The following is an 18,139-nucleotide window of genomic DNA, read 5'->3' on the forward strand; positions in this document are numbered from 1 at the left end:
AATAAAATTGCCGCCAGTTTCATGCCCTGTTTTGCTTAATTCCGGTAAGCCATCACAGTTCCGGGCCTGTAGACGAAACTTTATCCCTGTATGAGACCTGTGCAGCGATTTGGAAAAGTGATTTTCTGTTGTGCCCGATTCGCCCCGTACTACCGCTGGCCAGTTTCTTTTATACTGCGCCGATATTTGCCCGGAATCGAGACGACCTTGGCCACTACAACTTCCACCATTGCCTCCCGAGATCCTGCGTACCAGCAAGCACTGGATATGCTTGGAGATGACACCGTTGCTGCGGCGCTGGCGCGTTTGCAGCGTGGTATCGAAAAAGAGGGACTACGCTGTTCCAATGAGGGCGTGATCAGTCAGAAACCGCACCCCAAAGGTCTGGGCTCAACGCTGACGCACCCGAGCATCACCACGGATTATTCGGAAGCGCTGCTGGAGTTTATTACGCCGGTGTATGGCAGTGCCCACGAGGCCATTGCCAGTCTGGATGTCGCGCATCGTTTTGCTTTCAGCCAGATGGAAGCCGAGCTGATCTGGCCAAGCTCCATGCCGTGTGTGCTGAATGGTGAAATGTCGGTTCCTATTGCCGACTATGGCAGCAGCAATATTGGTCGTCTGAAGCACGTTTACCGTCATGGTTTGTGGCACCGTTATGGCCGCATCATGCAGTGCATTGCCGGTATTCATTACAACTTCTCGGTGCCGGATAGCCTGTGGGAGGCGTTGAAGCAGCAGGATGACGTGGCTGGCGAATCCATGCAGGATTTTGTCTCGCGCCGTTATTTTGGTCTGGTCCGTAACTTCCGCCGTTATTCCTGGCTGTTGTTGTACCTGTTTGGTGCTTCCCCAGCGGTGTGTCGCACCTTCCTCGAAGGCAAACAGCACAACCTCGATACCCTGCACAAACACACCTTGTACGCCCCATACGCCACCTCCCTGCGTATGAGTGATCTGGGTTATACCAACAACGCCCAAGCCGGTTTAAGAGTGTGTTACAACAGCGTTGATGACTATGTCCGCACCCTTGGTGCCGCCATGGAAATCAAGGAGCCGCGTTATCAGGAGATGGGGGTTCAGAACGACGCTGGCGACTACATGCAGCTGAACACCAACCTGCTGCAAATTGAAAACGAGTTCTACAGCGACATTCGCCCTAAACGGGTGGCCAAACACGGCGAAAAACCGTTGCAGTCGCTGGACCGCTACGGCGTTGAATACATCGAAGTGCGCTGTACCGACCTGAACCCGTATCTGCCTGTTGGCATCGACGTACCGCAAGCAGCCTTTATGGATACCTTCCTGATGTACTGTCTGCTGAAAGACAGTGCGCCGATTGACGATGTTGAGTTCAACTGTCTGCGTCAGAACCTGGAAAAAACCGTGATGCGCGGCCGTGAGCCGGGACTGATGCTGAGCCGCTGCCGCGAATGTGGCGGCGACGATATTTCCCTGCAAGACTGGGGACTGGAGTTGCTCGACGACATGGCCGATCTGGCCCAACGCATGGACCAGGCCAACCACCACAGCTTCCATCAGGACTCACTCCAGCAGCAGCGCCTGAAGGTGATCGATGCCAACCTGACGCCGTCTGCCATGGTACTGAATACGCTGAAAGAAACCGGTATGGAATTCGCTGAATTTACACTGGATCAGGCCCGCCAACACCGCAAGGCAATGTCCGAGCCTCTGACTGGCGCCACCGCCCAGCACTGGAAAGACAAGGCCAAACGGTCGCTCGAAGAGCAGGCCGCACTGGAAGCCGGCGACAACATGCCCTTCGAGCAGTTTCTGCATCAATACCTGAATCGCTGAGCGGCAGTATCAGCGCCCGTCAGTCAAACTAAAACAGGCCAGCATTGCTGGCCTGTTCAGGTTTGACACCAGGGTCCCTAGTTCTGTACCACAAAGGTATTGAAGAACAGGTCATCCACGTAGGGCATGCCTTCCAGCCGTTGCATGGTGCGACGCATCTCTTCCAGCGCCAGCCCGCGTATCGACTCCCGTCCCTGCGAGGAATTGATCACCTTGGGTTCCTGGGCACTCAACAGGAACACCAGCGCGTTGCGCAACGACGGCTTGTGCTGGGTGACCTTACCCGCCGCTTCCGAGGACGATACCTTGAGGGCAATCTCCGTACGCAAGTAACGCATGCGGCCAGTGCTGCCAAAGTTGATCACCAGCGCGGGCTCAAAATAGATGTACTGCACGCTGGAAACGCCCCCGGCTTCCTCCTCGGCACGCGCCTCTGTGCCCAGCAGTGCCAGCAGCACCACAAAAACTCCCATGAAGCGGAACATAATCAACTCCCGATGGCCTTACTTTGCTGATTTACCATCAAGCTTAGCAGGGGATCGGCGCTTGTCCGGTCACTGCGCAAAAGGAATGACACAGGGCCGTGATATATTCAGGCCACTGTCGATATCAACCGAACCATTTGACTTCAGGGAAGCACAATGAGCCCCACCCCTCTTCGTTTTCTGTACCTCGCCGGATTCTTTATTTGCGCCGCCTTGCTGGGCACCGCCTACTACTTCGAAATTGTCGAGTTTATGGAGCCCTGTCCGCTGTGTATGGCCCAGCGTTTCTTTGTGCTGATGGTGGGTATTTTCTGTTTGCTGGCATTCCTGTTGGATAACTTCCGGATTCCCTCGCGGCTGTCGCTGGGGCTTGGCAGCGCCTTTGCCATTGGTGGTGCCTTCGTCGCCGACCACCACGTCTATATCCAGAATCTGCCACCGGAAGATGTACCGGCCTGTGGCCCCAGCTTTGAGTACCTGATGGACACCCTGCCACTGGATGCCTTGCTGAACATCATGCTGGAAGGCAACGGCAACTGTGCCGATATTTCGTGGATGTACATGGACATGAGCATGCCGGAATGGATGCGTTTGATTTTCATCGTGTTTGCAGTGGTTGGTGTGATCAGCCTGATCATCAGCTGGCGTCGTGGCAACCATCTGCAAGCGGCCTGAACAAGCACAGACACCCGAAAACGCAAGCGCAAAAAGGCAAAAAAGCTGCTTGATTGCGCCTCTGGCCCGGGCCTATATTGGTCGACAGGGCCGGAAGAACTACCGTAAGAATCACTCCAGGCCTATGGCAAACCCTTGCGACACAGCAAGGTTTCCAGAGACCGCAACAGGAGCCCGCTATGCTCGAAAAAGTCAACAATGCCAAGGAACGCTGGGGTGGAGTACACACCGTCGTTGATACCTGGCTGAACAGCCGCCAGGCGCTGATCGTTCAATTTTATAATCTGTCTGCCGCCAAGCCGCTGTGCCCGGAACAGCCGCCGTTGGCTGAATTGGTTCAAGGCTTCTGCCAAACCATGATGGACTACTGCTCGGCAGGCCATTTCGATATTTACGAACGCCTGATGACGGAAGCTCGTGAGTTTGACGATGGCGGTGTCGAGTTTGCCGAAACCATCGTGCCACGTCTGGATGAACTGACTGGCGTGTGCGTCGATTTCAACGACAACTACGACCGCTACTGCGATATGGAACAACTGGGCAAGCTGCCTGCGGCGCTGTCGCTGTTGGGTGAAGTGCTGGAAGAGCGCTTTGCACTGGAAGACCAGCTGATCGAGCGTTTGCACACTGCCCACGCCGAAGCCGTTGCCGACTGATCCATCGGCCTGATCTCCGTTGGTCTGTCACTCGACAGACCAACACTATTATTTCCAACGTTATCCCTCGCTTGCCCTTCTCGCTTTATCCTTTTTGCTTTCTCTTTCTTGCTTATTCACTGTTACCAGCGATTTGCCCGACACTGCCCGCAACATGCCCTCTGGTGGTCTAGACTTAATGGACTTATCCATCCGTCGTGTCTGAACAGACAGGAGAGTCCCACGATGACGAAAGGCATCGTCAGCCAGCTACTGGGCCTGATTCTGGCTATTGCCGCACTCAGCGGCTGTATGCCACAGGGTGAAAGCCCACAGGATCAACGTGAAGTCGCCCGTCAGGGGCTCTACTCTGCCCGCTTCAGCCACGACGGCAGCTGGCTGTTTGTGGGCAGCTTGCATCATGGCGGCAGCCTTTGGTCCAGCTGGCCACCAGAGCGGCACTTCGACTGGAATCACGCCGAAGGCGCGCAAACCGAAATTCTGGCCAGCGCCTTTTCCAACGACAAACGCTTCGTCGCCACCGCTTCCAATCGCACCATTGTGCTGTGGATTCGCCAAACCGGCGAAGCCTTCAGCTTCTGGAACGCCCCCGGCGATATTCTCGACATTGCCCTGACAGGCACTGGCCGTTACGCCGCGCTGGCCATGCAGGATTATTCCGCCACCATTTTTGATATTCAGAACGGCGGTATTTATCACCGTTTGCAGCATCAGGGGACGGTCTTTGATGTCTCGATTGATGGCAGCGATCGTCTGATCGCCAGTGGCAGCGACGACCTCACGGCACGGGTCTGGCAGCTGGAAAGTGGCAAGGAGTTACTGCGGCTGCAGCACGGTAATCAGGTCAGAACAGTGGAGTTAAGCCGCGATGGCCGATGGCTGTTTACCTCGGCCATGCGGGAACCCGGCGTCATCTGGGACAGCGGCAGCGGCCGCAAACTGGTCGAAATTGCCAAACCCGCGGGTCACTATTCCGCCGTGAAGTTTTCCCACGATGGCCGTTATCTGCTGACGGGCAGCAGCGATGGCCTGGTCGCCGTCTGGAAAACCAGCGATGGCAGTCTGGTAAAACAATGGAAGCTGGGCAGCACGTTCAGCTGGAACCAACCCCGGGTACTGGTGGAAGACGTGGCCTTTGCGGGCTCGTATTACTACGCGGTGACCACCGACGGCCAGCTATTCCGAATGAAATAGCGTTGGATCAGTTCTGCATCAGCGCGTCCATGTCCTTGGTGCGCTGGTTCAGCATCTCTTGCAGTTGCTTGGCATCTTCCATCGCCTGCTTGGCCGCAGCAGGGTTCATAAAGGCGTCTTGCGGGGCGATTTTGTCTTCCTTGGGCTCGGCCTTGGCCAGCGTTGCCTTCGGTTCCGGGGCTTTGACCGGAGCCAGAATATTAGCCGCGGTATCAATGCTGACGGCAATCGCATTGGCACCCGCCGGTGGCTTTTCACCAAAGTGCCAGCTGCCATTGGCATCCTGCCATTTGTAGTAGGTTTGGCGGGTTTGCTCCGTCGACAGCGTGGTGTCGATCATGGCTTCCATCTGCTCGCCCATCTGGCTCTTCATCACATAAGGGAAGGCAAAGGCACCTCCCACAACAATTGCCAGTACGATCCATGTTTTTGTCGATAACATCGGCCTGTTCCCTTGGGCATGTATTTGAGATGGCGTTTTACAGTTCTATACACGCACCAGTGTATCCCAAACCTCAAATACGACAAAGCAGAGCGGCTGCTCTGCTTTGTTGTTCAGGCCAACGTACAACCTGGATATCAGAAGTCGAACTGAGCCGACAGGGTGACCTTGGTCGGCGCACCCGGCCACAGTTTCAGGGCATTACGGCCACCGCTGTAGTACACCTCGTTGGTCAGGTTGGCGACGGTCAGCGAGTACTTGCTGCTCATGCGTTCGTAATACAACGCCATGTCCATCACTGTGTAGCCCGGCAAGCGTACGCGACTGCCGGATGCCGTACCCGTGTATCGCTCAGACTGGTATTTGGCACCGAAGCTGCCACCAACGAAGCCGCCAGCCACCATCTGCGGGTAGTTGTAACGGGTCCATACCGAGCCAGAATGTACCGGTGCAAAGGCCGGTGCGTTGTAGCGGGTGTCAGCGTCGGTGGTATCGGTGATGCGAGCATTGACCCAGGCGTAGTTGGCTTGCAGCTGCCACACGTCCGACAGCTGGTACTGACCGTTGAACTCGGCACCACGGCTGTGCACGCTGCCCAGCAGCTCGTTGTCACCGGCTTCGTTTTCTTCAACGATGTTGTGTTTGTTGATATCAAAGTACGCCAGTTGCAGGTTCAGGCGCTGATCTTCAGAGGCGTACTTGGCACCCACTTCGTATTGCTCGGCCTGCTCCGGGTCCAGCTGCTCGCCATCGGCGTCCAGCGTGCCGACGGTTTGTGGATCGAAGGACTCAGCGTAGCTGGCGTATACAGAGGTCGTCAGGGTTGGCTGATACACCACACCGGCGTTGTAGTTGGTGCTGCTGGTGCGAGTAGCGTCACCGCTGTCGTTATCGATACGGCGGTAATCACCCTGCTGCTGGTCGTAGCGGGCACCGGCGACCAGCGTCCAGGCGTCGCTCAGGTATACACGGTCAAAGGCGTACACACCGGCGTTGTAGAGCTTCCAACGACGCATGCTGCCCGGAACATCCGCAATCGACTCGTCTTCCTGATAATAAACCGGGTCGGCAATGGATATCGGAGTGCTCGACGTACGCCAGTCCAGACGGTCGTACTGACGGTATTCGTAACCGCCGTTAATGCCCACCAGCAAATCGTGACGCACGGCGCCATCGAACGACCAGACCACGCTGGTATCGAGGAAGTGGTAGGCACGACGGTTGAGCTGATGACGGTCACGACGACGCAGGGTGCCATCGCTGTTGACCCGGTTGTTCTCGTAGCGCTGGTTTTCGTCTTCATGCAGCACGCTGCGCCATTTCATATTCAGGGTGGCGTCACGGTTCAGCTGTTGAACGTAGGAAACGCCCAGTGCGTAGCCTTCATCGCGTTCAAAGTCGCCCGGTTCCTGATAGTAGGTTTCGATCGATTCAACCGAATCCAGGTCCGTGCCGTCGGCCAATGCCAGCCCTTGGTCTGCACCGCGTTTCTCGTAGGTGTATTCCAGTTGCACGTCCAGACGGCTGTCGGCCCATACCCGAGAGAAACTCGGGTACAGGTAACGGGTGTTGGTGTCGACGTAGTCGCGGAAGCTGTTGCTGTGCTCGGCACCACCGATCAGGCGATAGAGGTATTCGCTGTCGTCATCCATGGCACCCGTAACGTCAAACGAGCCGTTGTAACCGCCCTTGTTCTGATTGACGTAGTTCTGGTACGAGACATCCGCTTGTCCGTGAAATTCTGCTTCCGGCTTTTTGGTCACCATGTTGACCATACCGCCTGGCTCCATCAGGCCGTACAGCACCGATGCCGGGCCTTTCAGCACATCGACACGTTCCAGGTTGGCCGTTACCGGCGCGCCAAAGCGAGACACCAGACCCGGCAAACCATCCACCTGCACATTCTGCAAGTCGGCCGACATGCCACGAATGGTGAAGGAGTTGGCTGCCTCACCCGAGCGCGATACCCCGGCCAGATAGCCGTAGGCCGCTTCCAGCGTACTGGCTTTCAGGTCTTCCAGCATGGCGTCGTTGATGGTGTTCTGGCTGAACGGCGTCTCCAGCTGGGCAGCTTCCATCTTCAAGGCGGTGCTGGACGATTGTTCGAACCAGGATTGCTGCTTGGCAGTCACCACCAGGGTGTCGACCACGGCGTCAGAATCCGCAGTGGCAGCGTTGTCATCGGCATACGCCAACGATACAGAAGCACTGGCAACAGCCAGCACCAGAAGATGTTTTGAAGTCATAGATACAACCAGAGGAGCAAAAGCGAGCGGGCAGACGCCCTTGAAAACGCGGCAGTTTATACAAATGACAATAATTATCAATTATGTATGGGATTTGATCTTTTTGTCTTGTTTTGAAACATTTGAACAGCGTGCTTGCTTCATGCTCATCGCTCACTGCCGTTCAATCTTGCCGATTCCAACAGAATGTCGGTATTTCCAGGGGCCAGAGGGCAATTTAACGGGAATTTCTCGCGTCAACTTCTAGACTGTTAAAGAGATTCCGGATGCAGGTGGTTGCAATACAAGGCCATTACTGGTTAAAACATAGCCAGTAGAGCACTCGCCATCGCTCATTTTGATCCGGAACGGAACCATCGGTAGACGAGCATGTTGCAAACAGCGGAAGCACAACCAGACGTGCGTGTGATTCAGCACGAACAACCCTTTCGGGTGTTGGTTGCCAACGCCAAGGGTGGCTGTGGCAAAACCACCCTGGCCACCAATCTTGCCAGCCTGTACGCCAGTCAACACCTCAATACGGCGTTGATCGACTACGACCCACAGTCATCCGCCACCGAATGGCTGCAAGCCCGCGACCACCTGCTGCCCGCCATTCACGGTGTGGTGGCCTGCAAGGCGGCACCGGGGCAGGTTACCCGCTCGTTTGATGTGCGAGTGCCCAGTGATACCCAGCGCATCATTATTGATACTCCGGCAGGTCTTACCGGCAACGCCCTCAGCGACCGTATTCGCCAGTGCGATGCCGTGATTATCCCGGTGCTGCCTTCAGCCATTGATATTCGTGCTGCCACAACCTTTATTCGCGACATTATGCTGAGCCACAGTTTTCGCCAAACCAGCCGCTCCATTGCCGTTGTTGCCAACCGCACCCGCAAAAACACCCTGGTGTACAACAAGCTGGCGCTGTTTCTGCGCAGTCTGAAGATTCCCTTTATTACGTCGCTACGTGATACCCAAGGCTATGTTCGCACCAGTGAGTTGGGACAAGGCATGATTGATGATCCCGGCCGGGACCCAAAAGACGAGGCCCACTGGGAGCCTCTGCTGGAATGGCTGGACGATGTCCACGCCAGTATTGAATTCAAGCGCAAGCTTGGGCGTTAATTGCCTTCAGCAGACCGCGATGCATCGTCCTCGTCGTCTTACTCAACGGCGTCGTCAATAATGTCGTCAGCAGCCTCAAGCTCATCGTGATGATCAGCGGCCTTCGCCACCACAAACGCCAGCAAGTTATCCACAAGGGCGTTCATGCACGCCGGTGACACATCGGCACCGTCCAGCTTCAGCACCTGACGCAGGTTTTCCGTCACACTGTCGCGCAACGGCTCGTCTTCCGGGCATTCATCGGCAAATTCATCCAGCACCACATGTAGCCCGGCCATCGCCAGATGCTCGGCTTCCAACTCAAGGTCCTTGATGCGTTCACGGAACTGGCCACGGACGTCGTCCCGACCGGCCTTCGGCAGGGTTTGTCGTACTCCGCGCAATGGCTCCACCACCGAGCTGCGCCAGCTCAAATAGCCTTCCAGCGCCAGATCGAAATCCTCGTCATCCGGCCAGGCACCGTTGTCGGTGGCCAGCCACAAGGCACCCAGCAGCAACAGCACGTCGGCACCCTGCTGTTGGCATTCCAACAGAATGGTTTCGGCGTCCTCAAACGGGTAGAAATCCAATGCGAACTGCCACAGTGGGTTGTCCAATGATTCTGTGGCACACTGCGCCGCCATTGCCGCTTCCTTTTGTCGTCGTAAAAAATGATCGAATTTAATCAGGTTTCCCTGCAAAGGGGTACGCAAACCCTACTGAAAAACGCCAGTCTTCGCATTCATGATGGCCAAAAGCTCGCTTTGATCGGCCCCAATGGGGCCGGCAAGTCGAGTCTGTTCGCCCTTTTGAACGGTGAACTGAGTGTAGACGGTGGCGAGCTGGCCTTGCCAGCAAAATGGCGCAAGGCGCACATGGCGCAGGAAGTGGTCGCCACCGACCGCACCGCGCTGGACTATGCCATCGACGGCGACAAGACCTACCGCGAAATTGAAGCCGGTATCGCCAACGCCAAAGACGATAACGAACTGACCCGCTGGCTTGACCAGATGGATCAGCACAAAGGCTACGAAGTGCCGGTCAAGGCCGAACAGCTGTTGCACGGTCTGGGCTTTTCACAAGCCGACCTCAAGCGTTCGGTAAAAGACTTCTCCGGTGGCTGGCGTATTCGTCTGAATCTGGCTCAGGCACTGATGATGCCGTCCGACCTGTTGCTGCTGGACGAACCCACCAACCACCTGGATCTGGAAGCGACCCTGTGGCTGGAAGGCTACCTGCGCAAATACCCGGGCACCCTGCTGTTTATTTCCCACGACCGCGACTTCATCGACGGCGTAGCCGATCACATTGTCCACCTGCACGACCAACAGCTGACTGTTTACCCGGGCAACTACAGCGCTTACGAACGCATTCGTGCTGAAAAACTGGCCCAGCAGCAAGTGCTGTTCGAGAAGCAGCAAACCCGCGTTGCCGAAATTGAAAAGTTTGTTACCCGCTTCAAAGCCAAGGCCTCCAAGGCCAAACAGGCCCAGAGCCGTCTGAAAGAACTCGAGCGTATGGAGCTGATTGCCCCGGCCCACGTCGACTCGCCGTTCCGCTTTGAATTCCCCTGCTACGAGAAAATGTCGACGCCGTTGCTGACGCTGGATCAGGCCGATCTTGGCTATCAGCTGCCAGACAGTACCACCAAAACCCTGCTGCCCAACGTTGGCCTGTCGATCGTACCGGGTCATCGCATCGGCTTGCTGGGCCCCAACGGCGCCGGTAAATCCACGCTGCTGAAAACCCTTTGCGAAGAAATCCCGCTGTTAACCGGCAAGCGTACCCACGGCGAGCACATTCGCATTGGTTACTTCGCCCAGCACCAGCTGGAGTCACTGGATACCTCGGCCTCCGGAATGCTGATTCTGCAACGCCTGAAGCCCAAGGCCAGCGAACAGGAAATCCGTAACTTCCTCGGTGGTTTTGGCTTCCACGGCGACCGTGCGCTGGAAGTGATCGAGCCATTCTCTGGCGGCGAAAAAGCCCGTATGGCACTGGCTTGCGTTGCCTGGATGAAACCCAACCTGCTGATTCTCGACGAACCAACCAACCACCTCGACATCGAGATGCGCGAAGCGCTGACGCTGGCGCTGCAGAACTTCCCCGGTGCCATCCTGATCGTCAGCCACGACCGTCACCTGCTGAAAGCCTCGGTGGATGAATACTGGCTGGTCGATCACGGCAAGGTACAGCCATTCGATGGCGACCTCGACGACTACCACCAGTATCTGAACCAGCGTGAGGATATGGCGGTTACCGACGCATCAGACTCAGGCACGGCCACCGCTCCGAAAGCGGCCCCAACCGTCGACCGCAAGGAACAGAAACGGCTGGAAGCCGAGCGCCGTCAGCGTCTGGCACCACTGCGCAAGAAGCAGCAGGCCGCTGAAAAGCTGGTCGAAAAGCTGCAAGGCCAGCTCGACAAAGTGGAAGAGCAACTTGGTGACGCCAGCATCTATGACGACGGCCGCAAGGACGATCTGCGCAAGGCGCTGGAACAGCAAGGCTCCATCAAGAGCCAGCTGGAAGACGCCGAAATGGAATGGATGGAACTGACCGAGCAACTGGAAGACGCCGACTGAGGCGCCGCTCTGCTCTATACAGCTACTTTTATACAGCTGCTTTGCACCTGCGACAATTGGTCTCACCCCGGTCGCAAGTGCTGACAGTCAGGCTGCTTTACACTGGCGCCTTTAATTTACCGCCACCCAGCCTGCTGTTGTTATGTCCTCCCCCTCACACCGAAACCGCCGTTCTGGCAAACGCCAATCCCGCCAGCTGTGGCTGACAGTACACCTGTGGCTTGGGCTAAGCGCCGGGCTGTTGTTTGCGCTGATTGGTCTGACCGGAAGCGCGCTGGTGTTTTACCCGGAAATCGACGAGTGGCTGAACCCTCACATTGTGGTGGCTGATGACTGTCAGCCGCAGTCCCTCGACGTGATTTATCAGAGCCTGTTGGCAGCCCATCCCGAACGCTCGTCCGATTGGCGACTGGAGATGCCATCGGCGCAGCAGTCAGCCCTGACCGCCCGTTATATGAAACCGGCAGAAACTGCGGGCGAGACTTTTGCCCCCTTGCTGGTATCCATTAATCCCTGCACGCTTGAGCAAACCCCGAGGTTTTGGGGCCAGACCCTGATGACCTGGATCTACCAGCTGCACTTTGAGCTGCTGGTCGACCTGCCCGGCCGTTTGATCGTTGCCTTGGTGGGCGTTCTGGCGCTGATCTCAACCCTGTCGGGCTTGTATCTGTGGTGGCCCAGCCATTGGCGCAAATGGCCGCAGGCTCTGCGTTGGCGGCCTTCCAACCATCCGGTTCGCAACAACCTGCAACTGCACAATCTGGCAGCGCTCTACAGTTTGCCGGTGGTACTGGGGCTGATTGTAACCGGCGTGATTCTGGCGCAACCGGGTTGGTTCAAACCGGCCACCGATGCGCTGTTACCGAGCCGTGCCGCACCGGATCTGACGGCAGCACTCGCACAAACATCACCATCACCATCAACAACAACAACAACAACAACAACAGCAACAGAAGCACCCGGCCAACCGCCGATCAGCCTGGAACAGATACTGACAACCACCCGCCAGACGCTACCCGGCGGTGATATCCGCTGGCTCTACCTGCCAGCAGATCCGGCCGGCGTTGTGATGGTACGGGTGTATATGGATCAGTTCAGCCAAGGAGAAGCCAGCTACCGGTTCGCCAATAACAAGCTCTGGATCGATCGCAGCAGCGGCGAGGTGATCGCACAACGCAGCGTTGCCAACGCCCGTGCTGGCGACCTGTTCTGGCAATGGCTGCACCCGCTCCACAACGGTGAAGTGTTTGGCCTGTTGGGCCGTATTCTGGTGTTTGTTAGCGGTTTGGTGCCCGCGCTGTTGTGCTGGACTGGCTGGGTTCGCTGGCGGCAAAAACGCCGTGCTCGGCTTCAATAAGTCCAATAACACCAGCTCAAGTGGTCCCTCTCCAATCGCTCCCGCTCAGAACTCCAGTCGTCCCTCATGGTAACGGCTCTGGATACCGTAATCCTGCTGGATACGCTCGGCCCACTGGGTGGCAATGGCTTCAAAGATGCCCTGCTGACGCAGCTGCTCAGCGGCATCCTGCCAGGCTTTGGCGGTAGCCTCGGAGGTGCCCGAGCGTGACATCATCAGGTAAACGTCATTCGAGCGCCGACGGTACAGTTCCTCGAATTGCTGGCAATCAACGGCCAGCCGCTGGCATTCATGGGCCATGCCCAATGGCTCGAAGAACAAGGCTGAAATACGCTGGCTTTGCAGCTTGCGCACATTAAGACCATGACGCGCCACTGCCACCAAATTGTCGAAGCCGTTCTGGTGGAGGAATTTTTCTCGCACATCGCCGCGTACCACGCCAATGGTATCGAGCTGACGGGCGTCGTCGACATTGCCAAACGGCATCAACCGGCCCTTGAGGCCGTACAGCACCCAGGGCTTGTTCAGCACCGGCGTGATCATATGGTACTTCTGCTCGCGTTCGGGAGTACGGGTAAAGCCCAGCAGCACTACATTGGGCTGGGTATCGGCCATCTCTAACGCCCGTTGTTCGGGCATCATCACAATGTGGTCGCGGTTGCCCAGCTGGGTTTGCATGGCCCGCACCAGATCAATCACATAGCCATCCAACGTGCCAACGTCGTTGCGAAAGCTGGCCGGTGGCTCGTCCACCGCAATGATGGTCACTGGCGCTGCCAAAACCGGCAACGCCAGACAGCACAGCAGAATCAGGCTGTAACGGACGCGAGAGAACATACAGGCACACTCCACCCTAAACGAAAAGCTAATGATCAAAAGCTTTAGCCTAGTCGCAAATGTGCCCGTGTGCCTTGCAGGAAGGGAATCAGGCCTGTTTAGCCGGTCGTGGCCAACCCAGAATGACTGACAGCAGCAACATCAGTCCCAAGGCCCAGCAATAGCCGACTGAACCAACCAGCATCAGTGGTGACAAGCCAGCAATCGACGCCGCCAACAGCATCTGCGCGCCGTAAGGCAGAATGCCCTGAATCACACAGGAAGCGATGTCCATCAAACTGGCGCTGCGACGCGGATCAACCTGATAGCGCTCGGCAATGTCCCTGGCCAGACTGCCGGAAATCAGAATCGCCACGGTGTTGTTGGCCGTACAGGCGTTCGACAACAGCACGCTGGCCACAATACTGGTTTCGCCCAGACGACGGTTGCCACTGTTGGCGGCCACCCGGCTGAAGCGATCAATCTGGTTGGCAATCCAGTTAAGGCCGCCCTCCGACTTCATCAGCGCCCCCAAACCACCAATCAACAGCGACAGAATCAGGATTTCCTGCATGCCGGTGTAACCGGCGTAAATATCGGCCGACCACTGCTGTACGGTGTAATCCGGTACATTGATTAAACCAATCAGACCCGACAGGAAAATACCCGTTAGCAGCACCACCAGCACATTCAGGCCGGACACCGCCAGAATCAGCACCACAGCATAGGGCAATACACTGATCAGGCTGCTGGTCATCGGCTCTACCGGCACCTCGCCGCTGCCCTGGAAAAACAGCCAGACCAGCGTCAGCAGCGCCGCAGGCAAGGCAATACGGAAGTTAAGACGGAATTTGTCTTTCATGCTGCAACCCTGGGTACGAGTCGCGGCAATGGTGGTATCGGAGATGATCGACAGGTTGTCACCGAACATGGCGCCGCCCATCACAGTACCCACGGTCAGTGGCAAGGCCATGCCAGTGGCATCACTCAAGCCCACTGCAATGGGAGCCACCGCCGCAATGGTGCCCATCGAGGTACCCATCGCCGTCGCCATTAACGCCGTGACAACAAACAAACCCGGCAGCACCAGCATGGATGGCACCAGCTCAAGGCTCCAGTGCACCGCCGCTTCGACACCACCAATGGCCTTGCCCATGCTGGCAAAACCACCCGCCAGCAGGAAGATCAGCAGCATGGTGACGATGGTCTGGTCACCACAGCCTTTGATAAAGGTTTCGACACGTTCGTTGATGGAGCCCCGGGCCAGCATCAGTGCCAGCACAATGGCAGGCAGAATGGCGACTGGTGCGGAGATTTTATAGAAAGCAAAGTCGACACCTTGCAGTTGGTAGTACACACCACTACCAATAAACAGAGCCAGGAACAGCAGCATGGGCAGCAGTGCCCAGGGAGAAGATCGGGTCATGGAATCGCTCGCTTATTAACTATTGGCGGCGATTCTACGGATTAAAAAACAGAAGAATAATATCTTTTGGTTATGAGTAAATAGCAGTCGAATCGCCCTTTAAAGTCAAACCTAAAGGGCGGATTCCACGCCTGATACGCCGAATAAGGTGTTACGACTTTTTGGTTGGACGCTGCCAGCCATCAATGTTGCGTTGCTTGCCTCGCGCCACGGCCAGTTGGTTGTCATCCACCTTGCTGGTAATGACTGAACCGGCGGCAATGGTGGCACCAGCGCCTACTTCCACCGGAGCGACCAGCGCCGAATTGGAACCGATAAAGGCGTTGTCGCCAATGCGAGTCAGCGACTTGTTCACGCCGTCGTAGTTGCAGGTGATGGTACCAGCACCGACGTTAACGCCTTCGCCGACGTCGGCATCGCCAATGTAGCTCAGGTGATTGACCTTGGAACCGGCACCAATGCGGGCTTTTTTCACTTCGCAGAAGTTACCTACGCGGGCACCGGTATCAAGATCGGCGCCCGGACGCAGGCGGGCGTAAGGGCCAATGTTGCAGCCTTCGGCGAGGCTGGCATTGTCGATGTGGCTGTAGGCTTCGATACGGCTACCAGCGGAGATTTCGCTATCGCGTACCACACAGTACGGGCCGATATGAACACCGTTGCCGAGAATCACATGGCCTTCGAACACACAGCCAACGTCGATAAACACATCCGAGCCAACCACCAGTGAGCCGCGCACATCCAGCCGCGCCGGATCGGCCAGGGCAACGCCCAGTCGCATCAGGTCGTCCGCCTGGGTCGCCTGATACACACGCTCCAGAGTTGCCAGTTGCAGGCGGTCGTTAACCCCTTGCACTTCAAACTCACTGGACGGGTGTTCGGCCACCACTTCAACGCCTTCTGCCACCGCCAGAGCCACAATGTCAGTCAAATAGTATTCGCCCTGGGCATTGTTGGACGACAGTTGCGGCAACCAGCGCTTCAGGTGCCTGGCTGATACCGCCAAAATACCAGTGTTGACTTCGCGAATCTGGCGCTCGGCTTCGCTGGCGTCTTTCTGCTCGACAATGGCCTGCACTTCTCCGGCGCCATTACGCACGATACGGCCGTAACCGGTCGGGTTATCCAGTTCAATGGTCAGCAGCACCAGCGCCCCGCCGTTGTTCGCGCTTTCGTTGTCCTCAGAAACAGCCGTTTTCGCCAGCAAACCGGCCAGGGTTTGTGGCGCGATCAAGGGCACATCGCCGTACAACACCAACACCACAGCGTCGTCAGCAACGTTGGGCATGGCCTGCGCCACCGCGTGGCCGGTGCCTTTTTGTTCCGCCTGTACTGCCCACTGCACCGGGTAATCACCGGCCTTGCCAATGACGTCGCGGACGCTGTCAGCACCGTGACCAATCACCACATGCTGCTCCGCCCCCTGTAACTGCCCGGCGCTGTCGAGCACATGCTGCAGCATGGGCTTGCCGGCCAGTGTGTGCAGCACTTTTGGCAGTTCGGACTTCATCCGCGAGCCCTTGCCCGCAGCCAGCGTCACCACCGCCAGCTTCTCTGGCAGTACGGCACGTTCAAGGCTGGCGTGAATCGTCGGCGATGGCACTCGGTTGGCAGAGGAAATGTTGGACATGTTGAAACTCGCGGTGGCAAATGAAATGGAAAGTCACGACTACAGATAACAAACAGGCCGCATTTTAGCGGCCTGTGCAGGAAGATCCAAAGTGCTGGGTCAGTTATTTCAGCAGGCGGGAGAAGAAACCGCCTTCGTCCTGCTCGTCAGCGTGATCGTCATGCTCCTGATTATGGTCATGGTCGCTGTGCTCGTCGTCACTGTGTTCTTCATGAGCATGTTCTTCCGCAGCGTGGCCATGGTGGTGGTGGTGGCCGTCATCGCCGCCCTCATACACGGTGTTGTCCAGCGCCGTTGCGGCCTTGTTATCCACCGCCGACAAGCAGCGGTAAGCGCGCTCAGCCATGTCTTTCAGCAAGTTGGGGTAGCCATCTGCCGACAATGGAATCTGCATCGCCATCGGGTCCAACTCGCCGCGGCCAACCTGCACGCCTTCAACCAGGCGATCAACCATGGCCGGTGAGAACTCCGGCTCAGAGAACACACACACCACGTCGCCACGCTGCAATTGCTGACGCATTTCCTGCAAGGTGCGCAGGCCCGGCTTTTGTTCCGGGCTTAGGGTAAAGGCACCCTTCATGTTCAGGCCCATGTTGTAAACCCAGTGGTCGTAGGCACGGTGGAAGACAAAGAAACCGCGGTCGCGCACCGGTGCCAGCATCTCGCGGGCGTCACGCACGGCCTGATCGAGGCTTTGGTCAAACGCAGCCGGGTCAACGTCCAACTGCTCGGCAAGACGGTGCTGCAGCTGGCGGGCAACGGCAACTGAAAACCACCAGTGGGGGTCATTGCGGGCCTCATCACCAATCAAAGCCGGATCTTGCTGGTACAATCGCTCGCCTTCTTTGGCGGCGTTGATCCACACCTTGTCGGGCCAGCGTTTGGCAAAACCGGCCAGGTACGGCTCGCTCTCGGGTCCTGCCCAGACAATGATGTCGGCGTTCTGGATCACATCGATATCCGATGGACGCAAGGAAAAGTCGTGTGGGGTCATGCCCGCTGGCACCAGCACCTCAATATTTTGGGGTGCGACAACCGACGCCGCAATCAGCGCCAACGGATGCACACTGGCCAGCACACGCGGAGTGTGATTGCCGCTTTCAGCAGCTTGAGTTGCCAATGAGCAGCTGGCGGACAGTGCGACCAGGAAAGAAAGTGTAAAAGAAATCAGAATGTTCATTGTGTCTCGCGTCGACTGTCGTAAAATTGCAATGTTATAACTCAAGGTTGGTAAAGTCATGAGCGCAAACGTTTATTTACCCCACAATCATTCTCATTGTGTCGAAAATGCCATCGACCGCGCTCGCGCGATCTGTGAAGAACGCGGTGCTCGCCTCACCAAGGTACGGCTACGCGTGCTGGAACTGATCTGGCAAAGCCACAAGCCAATGGGGGCCTACGACCTGCTGGGCATTCTCGCCAGTGAGGGCTTCAATCCGGCGCCGCCAACCGTGTACCGGGCGCTCGACTTCCTGCTCGATCTGGGACTGATCCACCGTCTGCACTCGCTCAATGCGTTCACCGGCTGTGACCATCCGACCACAGAACACCCATCCTGTTTCTTTGTTTGCGAACAATGTGGTCAGGCACAGGAACTGGCCGACGAAAAGCTGCAAGCGCTGACCGCTCAGGTTGAAACCCTGCTGGGCGTCAAGGTTAACCACCAACTCACCGAACTGTCCGGCCTGTGCCCGGCCTGTAAGCCGGAGGCAGCTGCCTGAGC

At 57.0% G+C, this 18,139-nt stretch carries 16 protein-coding genes; 8 read left to right on the forward strand and 8 right to left on the reverse strand.

All coding sequences use genetic code 11. From position 1 onward, the window contains the following. Positions 1 to 207 precede the first annotated feature (207 nt). Positions 208 to 1,818, forward strand: coding sequence for a glutamate--cysteine ligase (gene gshA / locus ACXADJ_RS15390; protein ID WP_475067517.1), 1,611 nt, complete (start codon positions 208 to 210; stop codon positions 1,816 to 1,818). A gap of 77 nt (positions 1,819 to 1,895) precedes the next feature. On the opposite strand, the gene ACXADJ_RS15395 is transcribed toward gshA, so the two are convergent. Beyond that, entirely contained in the window at positions 1,896 to 2,303 is a 408-nt protein-coding gene (locus tag ACXADJ_RS15395; protein WP_051218831.1) for a flagellar basal body-associated FliL family protein, read from the reverse strand. Positions 2,304 to 2,459: 156 nt separating this feature from the next. On the opposite strand from ACXADJ_RS15395, the gene ACXADJ_RS15400 reads away from it, so the two are divergent. The 3 genes from ACXADJ_RS15400 (at position 2,460) to ACXADJ_RS15410 (ending at position 4,828) form a co-directional block, all read left to right on the forward strand. Continuing rightward, on the forward strand, positions 2,460 to 2,978 hold the full coding sequence (locus ACXADJ_RS15400; protein ID WP_475067519.1) for a disulfide bond formation protein B: 519 nt from the start codon (positions 2,460 to 2,462) through the stop codon (positions 2,976 to 2,978). Between the two features lie 179 nt (positions 2,979 to 3,157). Beyond that, entirely contained in the window at positions 3,158 to 3,634 is a 477-nt protein-coding gene (locus tag ACXADJ_RS15405; RefSeq protein ID WP_028292177.1) for an Rsd/AlgQ family anti-sigma factor, read from the forward strand. A 225-nt stretch (positions 3,635 to 3,859) separates the two neighbouring features. Beyond that, positions 3,860 to 4,828: a WD40 repeat domain-containing protein gene (locus ACXADJ_RS15410; protein ID WP_475067522.1), complete on the forward strand. Its 969-nt coding sequence runs from the start codon at positions 3,860 to 3,862 to the stop codon at positions 4,826 to 4,828. Positions 4,829 to 4,835: 7 nt separating this feature from the next. Here ACXADJ_RS15410 and ACXADJ_RS15415 read toward each other — a convergent pair whose 3' ends face one another. Both ACXADJ_RS15415 and ACXADJ_RS15420 read right to left on the reverse strand, forming a co-directional pair. Beyond that, positions 4,836 to 5,270, reverse strand: a complete 435-nt coding sequence (locus tag ACXADJ_RS15415) for a DUF4124 domain-containing protein (RefSeq protein ID WP_475067524.1) — start codon at positions 5,268 to 5,270, stop codon at positions 4,836 to 4,838. A gap of 137 nt (positions 5,271 to 5,407) precedes the next feature. Continuing rightward, on the reverse strand, positions 5,408 to 7,516 hold the full coding sequence (locus tag ACXADJ_RS15420; RefSeq protein ID WP_475067526.1) for a TonB-dependent siderophore receptor: 2,109 nt from the start codon (positions 7,514 to 7,516) through the stop codon (positions 5,408 to 5,410). Between the two features lie 369 nt (positions 7,517 to 7,885). Between ACXADJ_RS15420 and ACXADJ_RS15425 the strand changes: the two genes are divergently transcribed. Continuing rightward, positions 7,886 to 8,623 (forward strand): ParA family protein, encoded by a 738-nt coding sequence (locus tag ACXADJ_RS15425; protein WP_051218829.1) that lies wholly within the window; start codon positions 7,886 to 7,888, stop codon positions 8,621 to 8,623. A gap of 38 nt (positions 8,624 to 8,661) precedes the next feature. Here ACXADJ_RS15425 and ACXADJ_RS15430 read toward each other — a convergent pair whose 3' ends face one another. After that, positions 8,662 to 9,246 (reverse strand): TIGR02444 family protein, encoded by a 585-nt coding sequence (locus ACXADJ_RS15430; protein WP_475067527.1) that lies wholly within the window; start codon positions 9,244 to 9,246, stop codon positions 8,662 to 8,664. Positions 9,247 to 9,273: 27 nt separating this feature from the next. Here ACXADJ_RS15430 and ACXADJ_RS15435 point away from each other — a divergent pair, with 27 nt between their 5' ends. After that, a complete protein-coding gene (locus ACXADJ_RS15435; protein ID WP_475067529.1) occupies positions 9,274 to 11,187 on the forward strand; it encodes an ATP-binding cassette domain-containing protein in 1,914 nt (637 codons plus the stop codon). A gap of 142 nt (positions 11,188 to 11,329) precedes the next feature. Next, positions 11,330 to 12,544 (forward strand): PepSY-associated TM helix domain-containing protein, encoded by a 1,215-nt coding sequence (locus tag ACXADJ_RS15440; RefSeq protein WP_475067531.1) that lies wholly within the window; start codon positions 11,330 to 11,332, stop codon positions 12,542 to 12,544. Between the two features lie 45 nt (positions 12,545 to 12,589). Here the strand turns inward: ACXADJ_RS15440 and ACXADJ_RS15445 are convergent, their stop codons facing one another. The 4 genes from ACXADJ_RS15445 to ACXADJ_RS15460 form a co-directional block, all read right to left on the reverse strand. Then, positions 12,590 to 13,381 (reverse strand): substrate-binding periplasmic protein, encoded by a 792-nt coding sequence (locus tag ACXADJ_RS15445; RefSeq protein ID WP_475067533.1) that lies wholly within the window; start codon positions 13,379 to 13,381, stop codon positions 12,590 to 12,592. 88 nt (positions 13,382 to 13,469) lie between these two features. Continuing rightward, complete coding sequence (locus ACXADJ_RS15450; protein ID WP_475067535.1) at positions 13,470 to 14,786, reverse strand: Na+/H+ antiporter NhaC family protein; 1,317 nt, start codon at positions 14,784 to 14,786, stop codon at positions 13,470 to 13,472. Between the two features lie 151 nt (positions 14,787 to 14,937). Continuing rightward, positions 14,938 to 16,416 carry a bifunctional UDP-N-acetylglucosamine diphosphorylase/glucosamine-1-phosphate N-acetyltransferase GlmU gene (gene glmU, locus ACXADJ_RS15455; RefSeq protein WP_475067538.1) on the reverse strand — a complete coding sequence of 493 codons (1,479 nt, stop codon included), beginning with the start codon at positions 16,414 to 16,416 and terminating at the stop codon, positions 14,938 to 14,940. A 103-nt stretch (positions 16,417 to 16,519) separates the two neighbouring features. Continuing rightward, positions 16,520 to 17,596 (reverse strand): zinc ABC transporter substrate-binding protein, encoded by a 1,077-nt coding sequence (locus tag ACXADJ_RS15460; RefSeq protein WP_475067540.1) that lies wholly within the window; start codon positions 17,594 to 17,596, stop codon positions 16,520 to 16,522. A gap of 58 nt (positions 17,597 to 17,654) precedes the next feature. Between ACXADJ_RS15460 and ACXADJ_RS15465 the strand changes: the two genes are divergently transcribed. Continuing rightward, on the forward strand, positions 17,655 to 18,137 hold the full coding sequence (locus tag ACXADJ_RS15465) for a Fur family transcriptional regulator (protein ID WP_028292166.1): 483 nt from the start codon (positions 17,655 to 17,657) through the stop codon (positions 18,135 to 18,137). Positions 18,138 to 18,139: the final 2 nt, after the last annotated feature.

The sequence above is a fragment of the Oceanobacter sp. ABM4_470 genome (assembly GCF_056158645.1).

What these genes read in the sequence shown, in the direction of transcription:
- ACXADJ_RS15395 (WP_051218831.1), bottom strand. Translation starts at nt 2,303, where the DNA reads ATGTTCCGCTTCATGGGAGTTTTTGTGGTGCTGCTGGCACTGCTGGGC.
- ACXADJ_RS15400 (WP_475067519.1), top strand. Translation starts at nt 2,460, where the DNA reads ATGAGCCCCACCCCTCTTCGTTTTCTGTACCTCGCCGGATTCTTTATT.
- ACXADJ_RS15405 (WP_028292177.1), top strand. Translation starts at nt 3,158, where the DNA reads ATGCTCGAAAAAGTCAACAATGCCAAGGAACGCTGGGGTGGAGTACAC.
- ACXADJ_RS15410 (WP_475067522.1), top strand. Translation starts at nt 3,860, where the DNA reads ATGACGAAAGGCATCGTCAGCCAGCTACTGGGCCTGATTCTGGCTATT.
- ACXADJ_RS15415 (WP_475067524.1), bottom strand. Translation starts at nt 5,270, where the DNA reads ATGTTATCGACAAAAACATGGATCGTACTGGCAATTGTTGTGGGAGGT.
- ACXADJ_RS15420 (WP_475067526.1), bottom strand. Translation starts at nt 7,516, where the DNA reads ATGACTTCAAAACATCTTCTGGTGCTGGCTGTTGCCAGTGCTTCTGTA.
- ACXADJ_RS15425 (WP_051218829.1), top strand. Translation starts at nt 7,886, where the DNA reads ATGTTGCAAACAGCGGAAGCACAACCAGACGTGCGTGTGATTCAGCAC.
- ACXADJ_RS15430 (WP_475067527.1), bottom strand. Translation starts at nt 9,246, where the DNA reads ATGGCGGCGCAGTGTGCCACAGAATCATTGGACAACCCACTGTGGCAG.
- ACXADJ_RS15435 (WP_475067529.1), top strand. Translation starts at nt 9,274, where the DNA reads ATGATCGAATTTAATCAGGTTTCCCTGCAAAGGGGTACGCAAACCCTA.
- ACXADJ_RS15440 (WP_475067531.1), top strand. Translation starts at nt 11,330, where the DNA reads ATGTCCTCCCCCTCACACCGAAACCGCCGTTCTGGCAAACGCCAATCC.
- ACXADJ_RS15445 (WP_475067533.1), bottom strand. Translation starts at nt 13,381, where the DNA reads ATGTTCTCTCGCGTCCGTTACAGCCTGATTCTGCTGTGCTGTCTGGCG.
- ACXADJ_RS15450 (WP_475067535.1), bottom strand. Translation starts at nt 14,786, where the DNA reads ATGACCCGATCTTCTCCCTGGGCACTGCTGCCCATGCTGCTGTTCCTG.
- glmU (WP_475067538.1), bottom strand. Translation starts at nt 16,416, where the DNA reads ATGTCCAACATTTCCTCTGCCAACCGAGTGCCATCGCCGACGATTCAC.
- ACXADJ_RS15460 (WP_475067540.1), bottom strand. Translation starts at nt 17,596, where the DNA reads ATGAACATTCTGATTTCTTTTACACTTTCTTTCCTGGTCGCACTGTCC.
- ACXADJ_RS15465 (WP_028292166.1), top strand. Translation starts at nt 17,655, where the DNA reads ATGAGCGCAAACGTTTATTTACCCCACAATCATTCTCATTGTGTCGAA.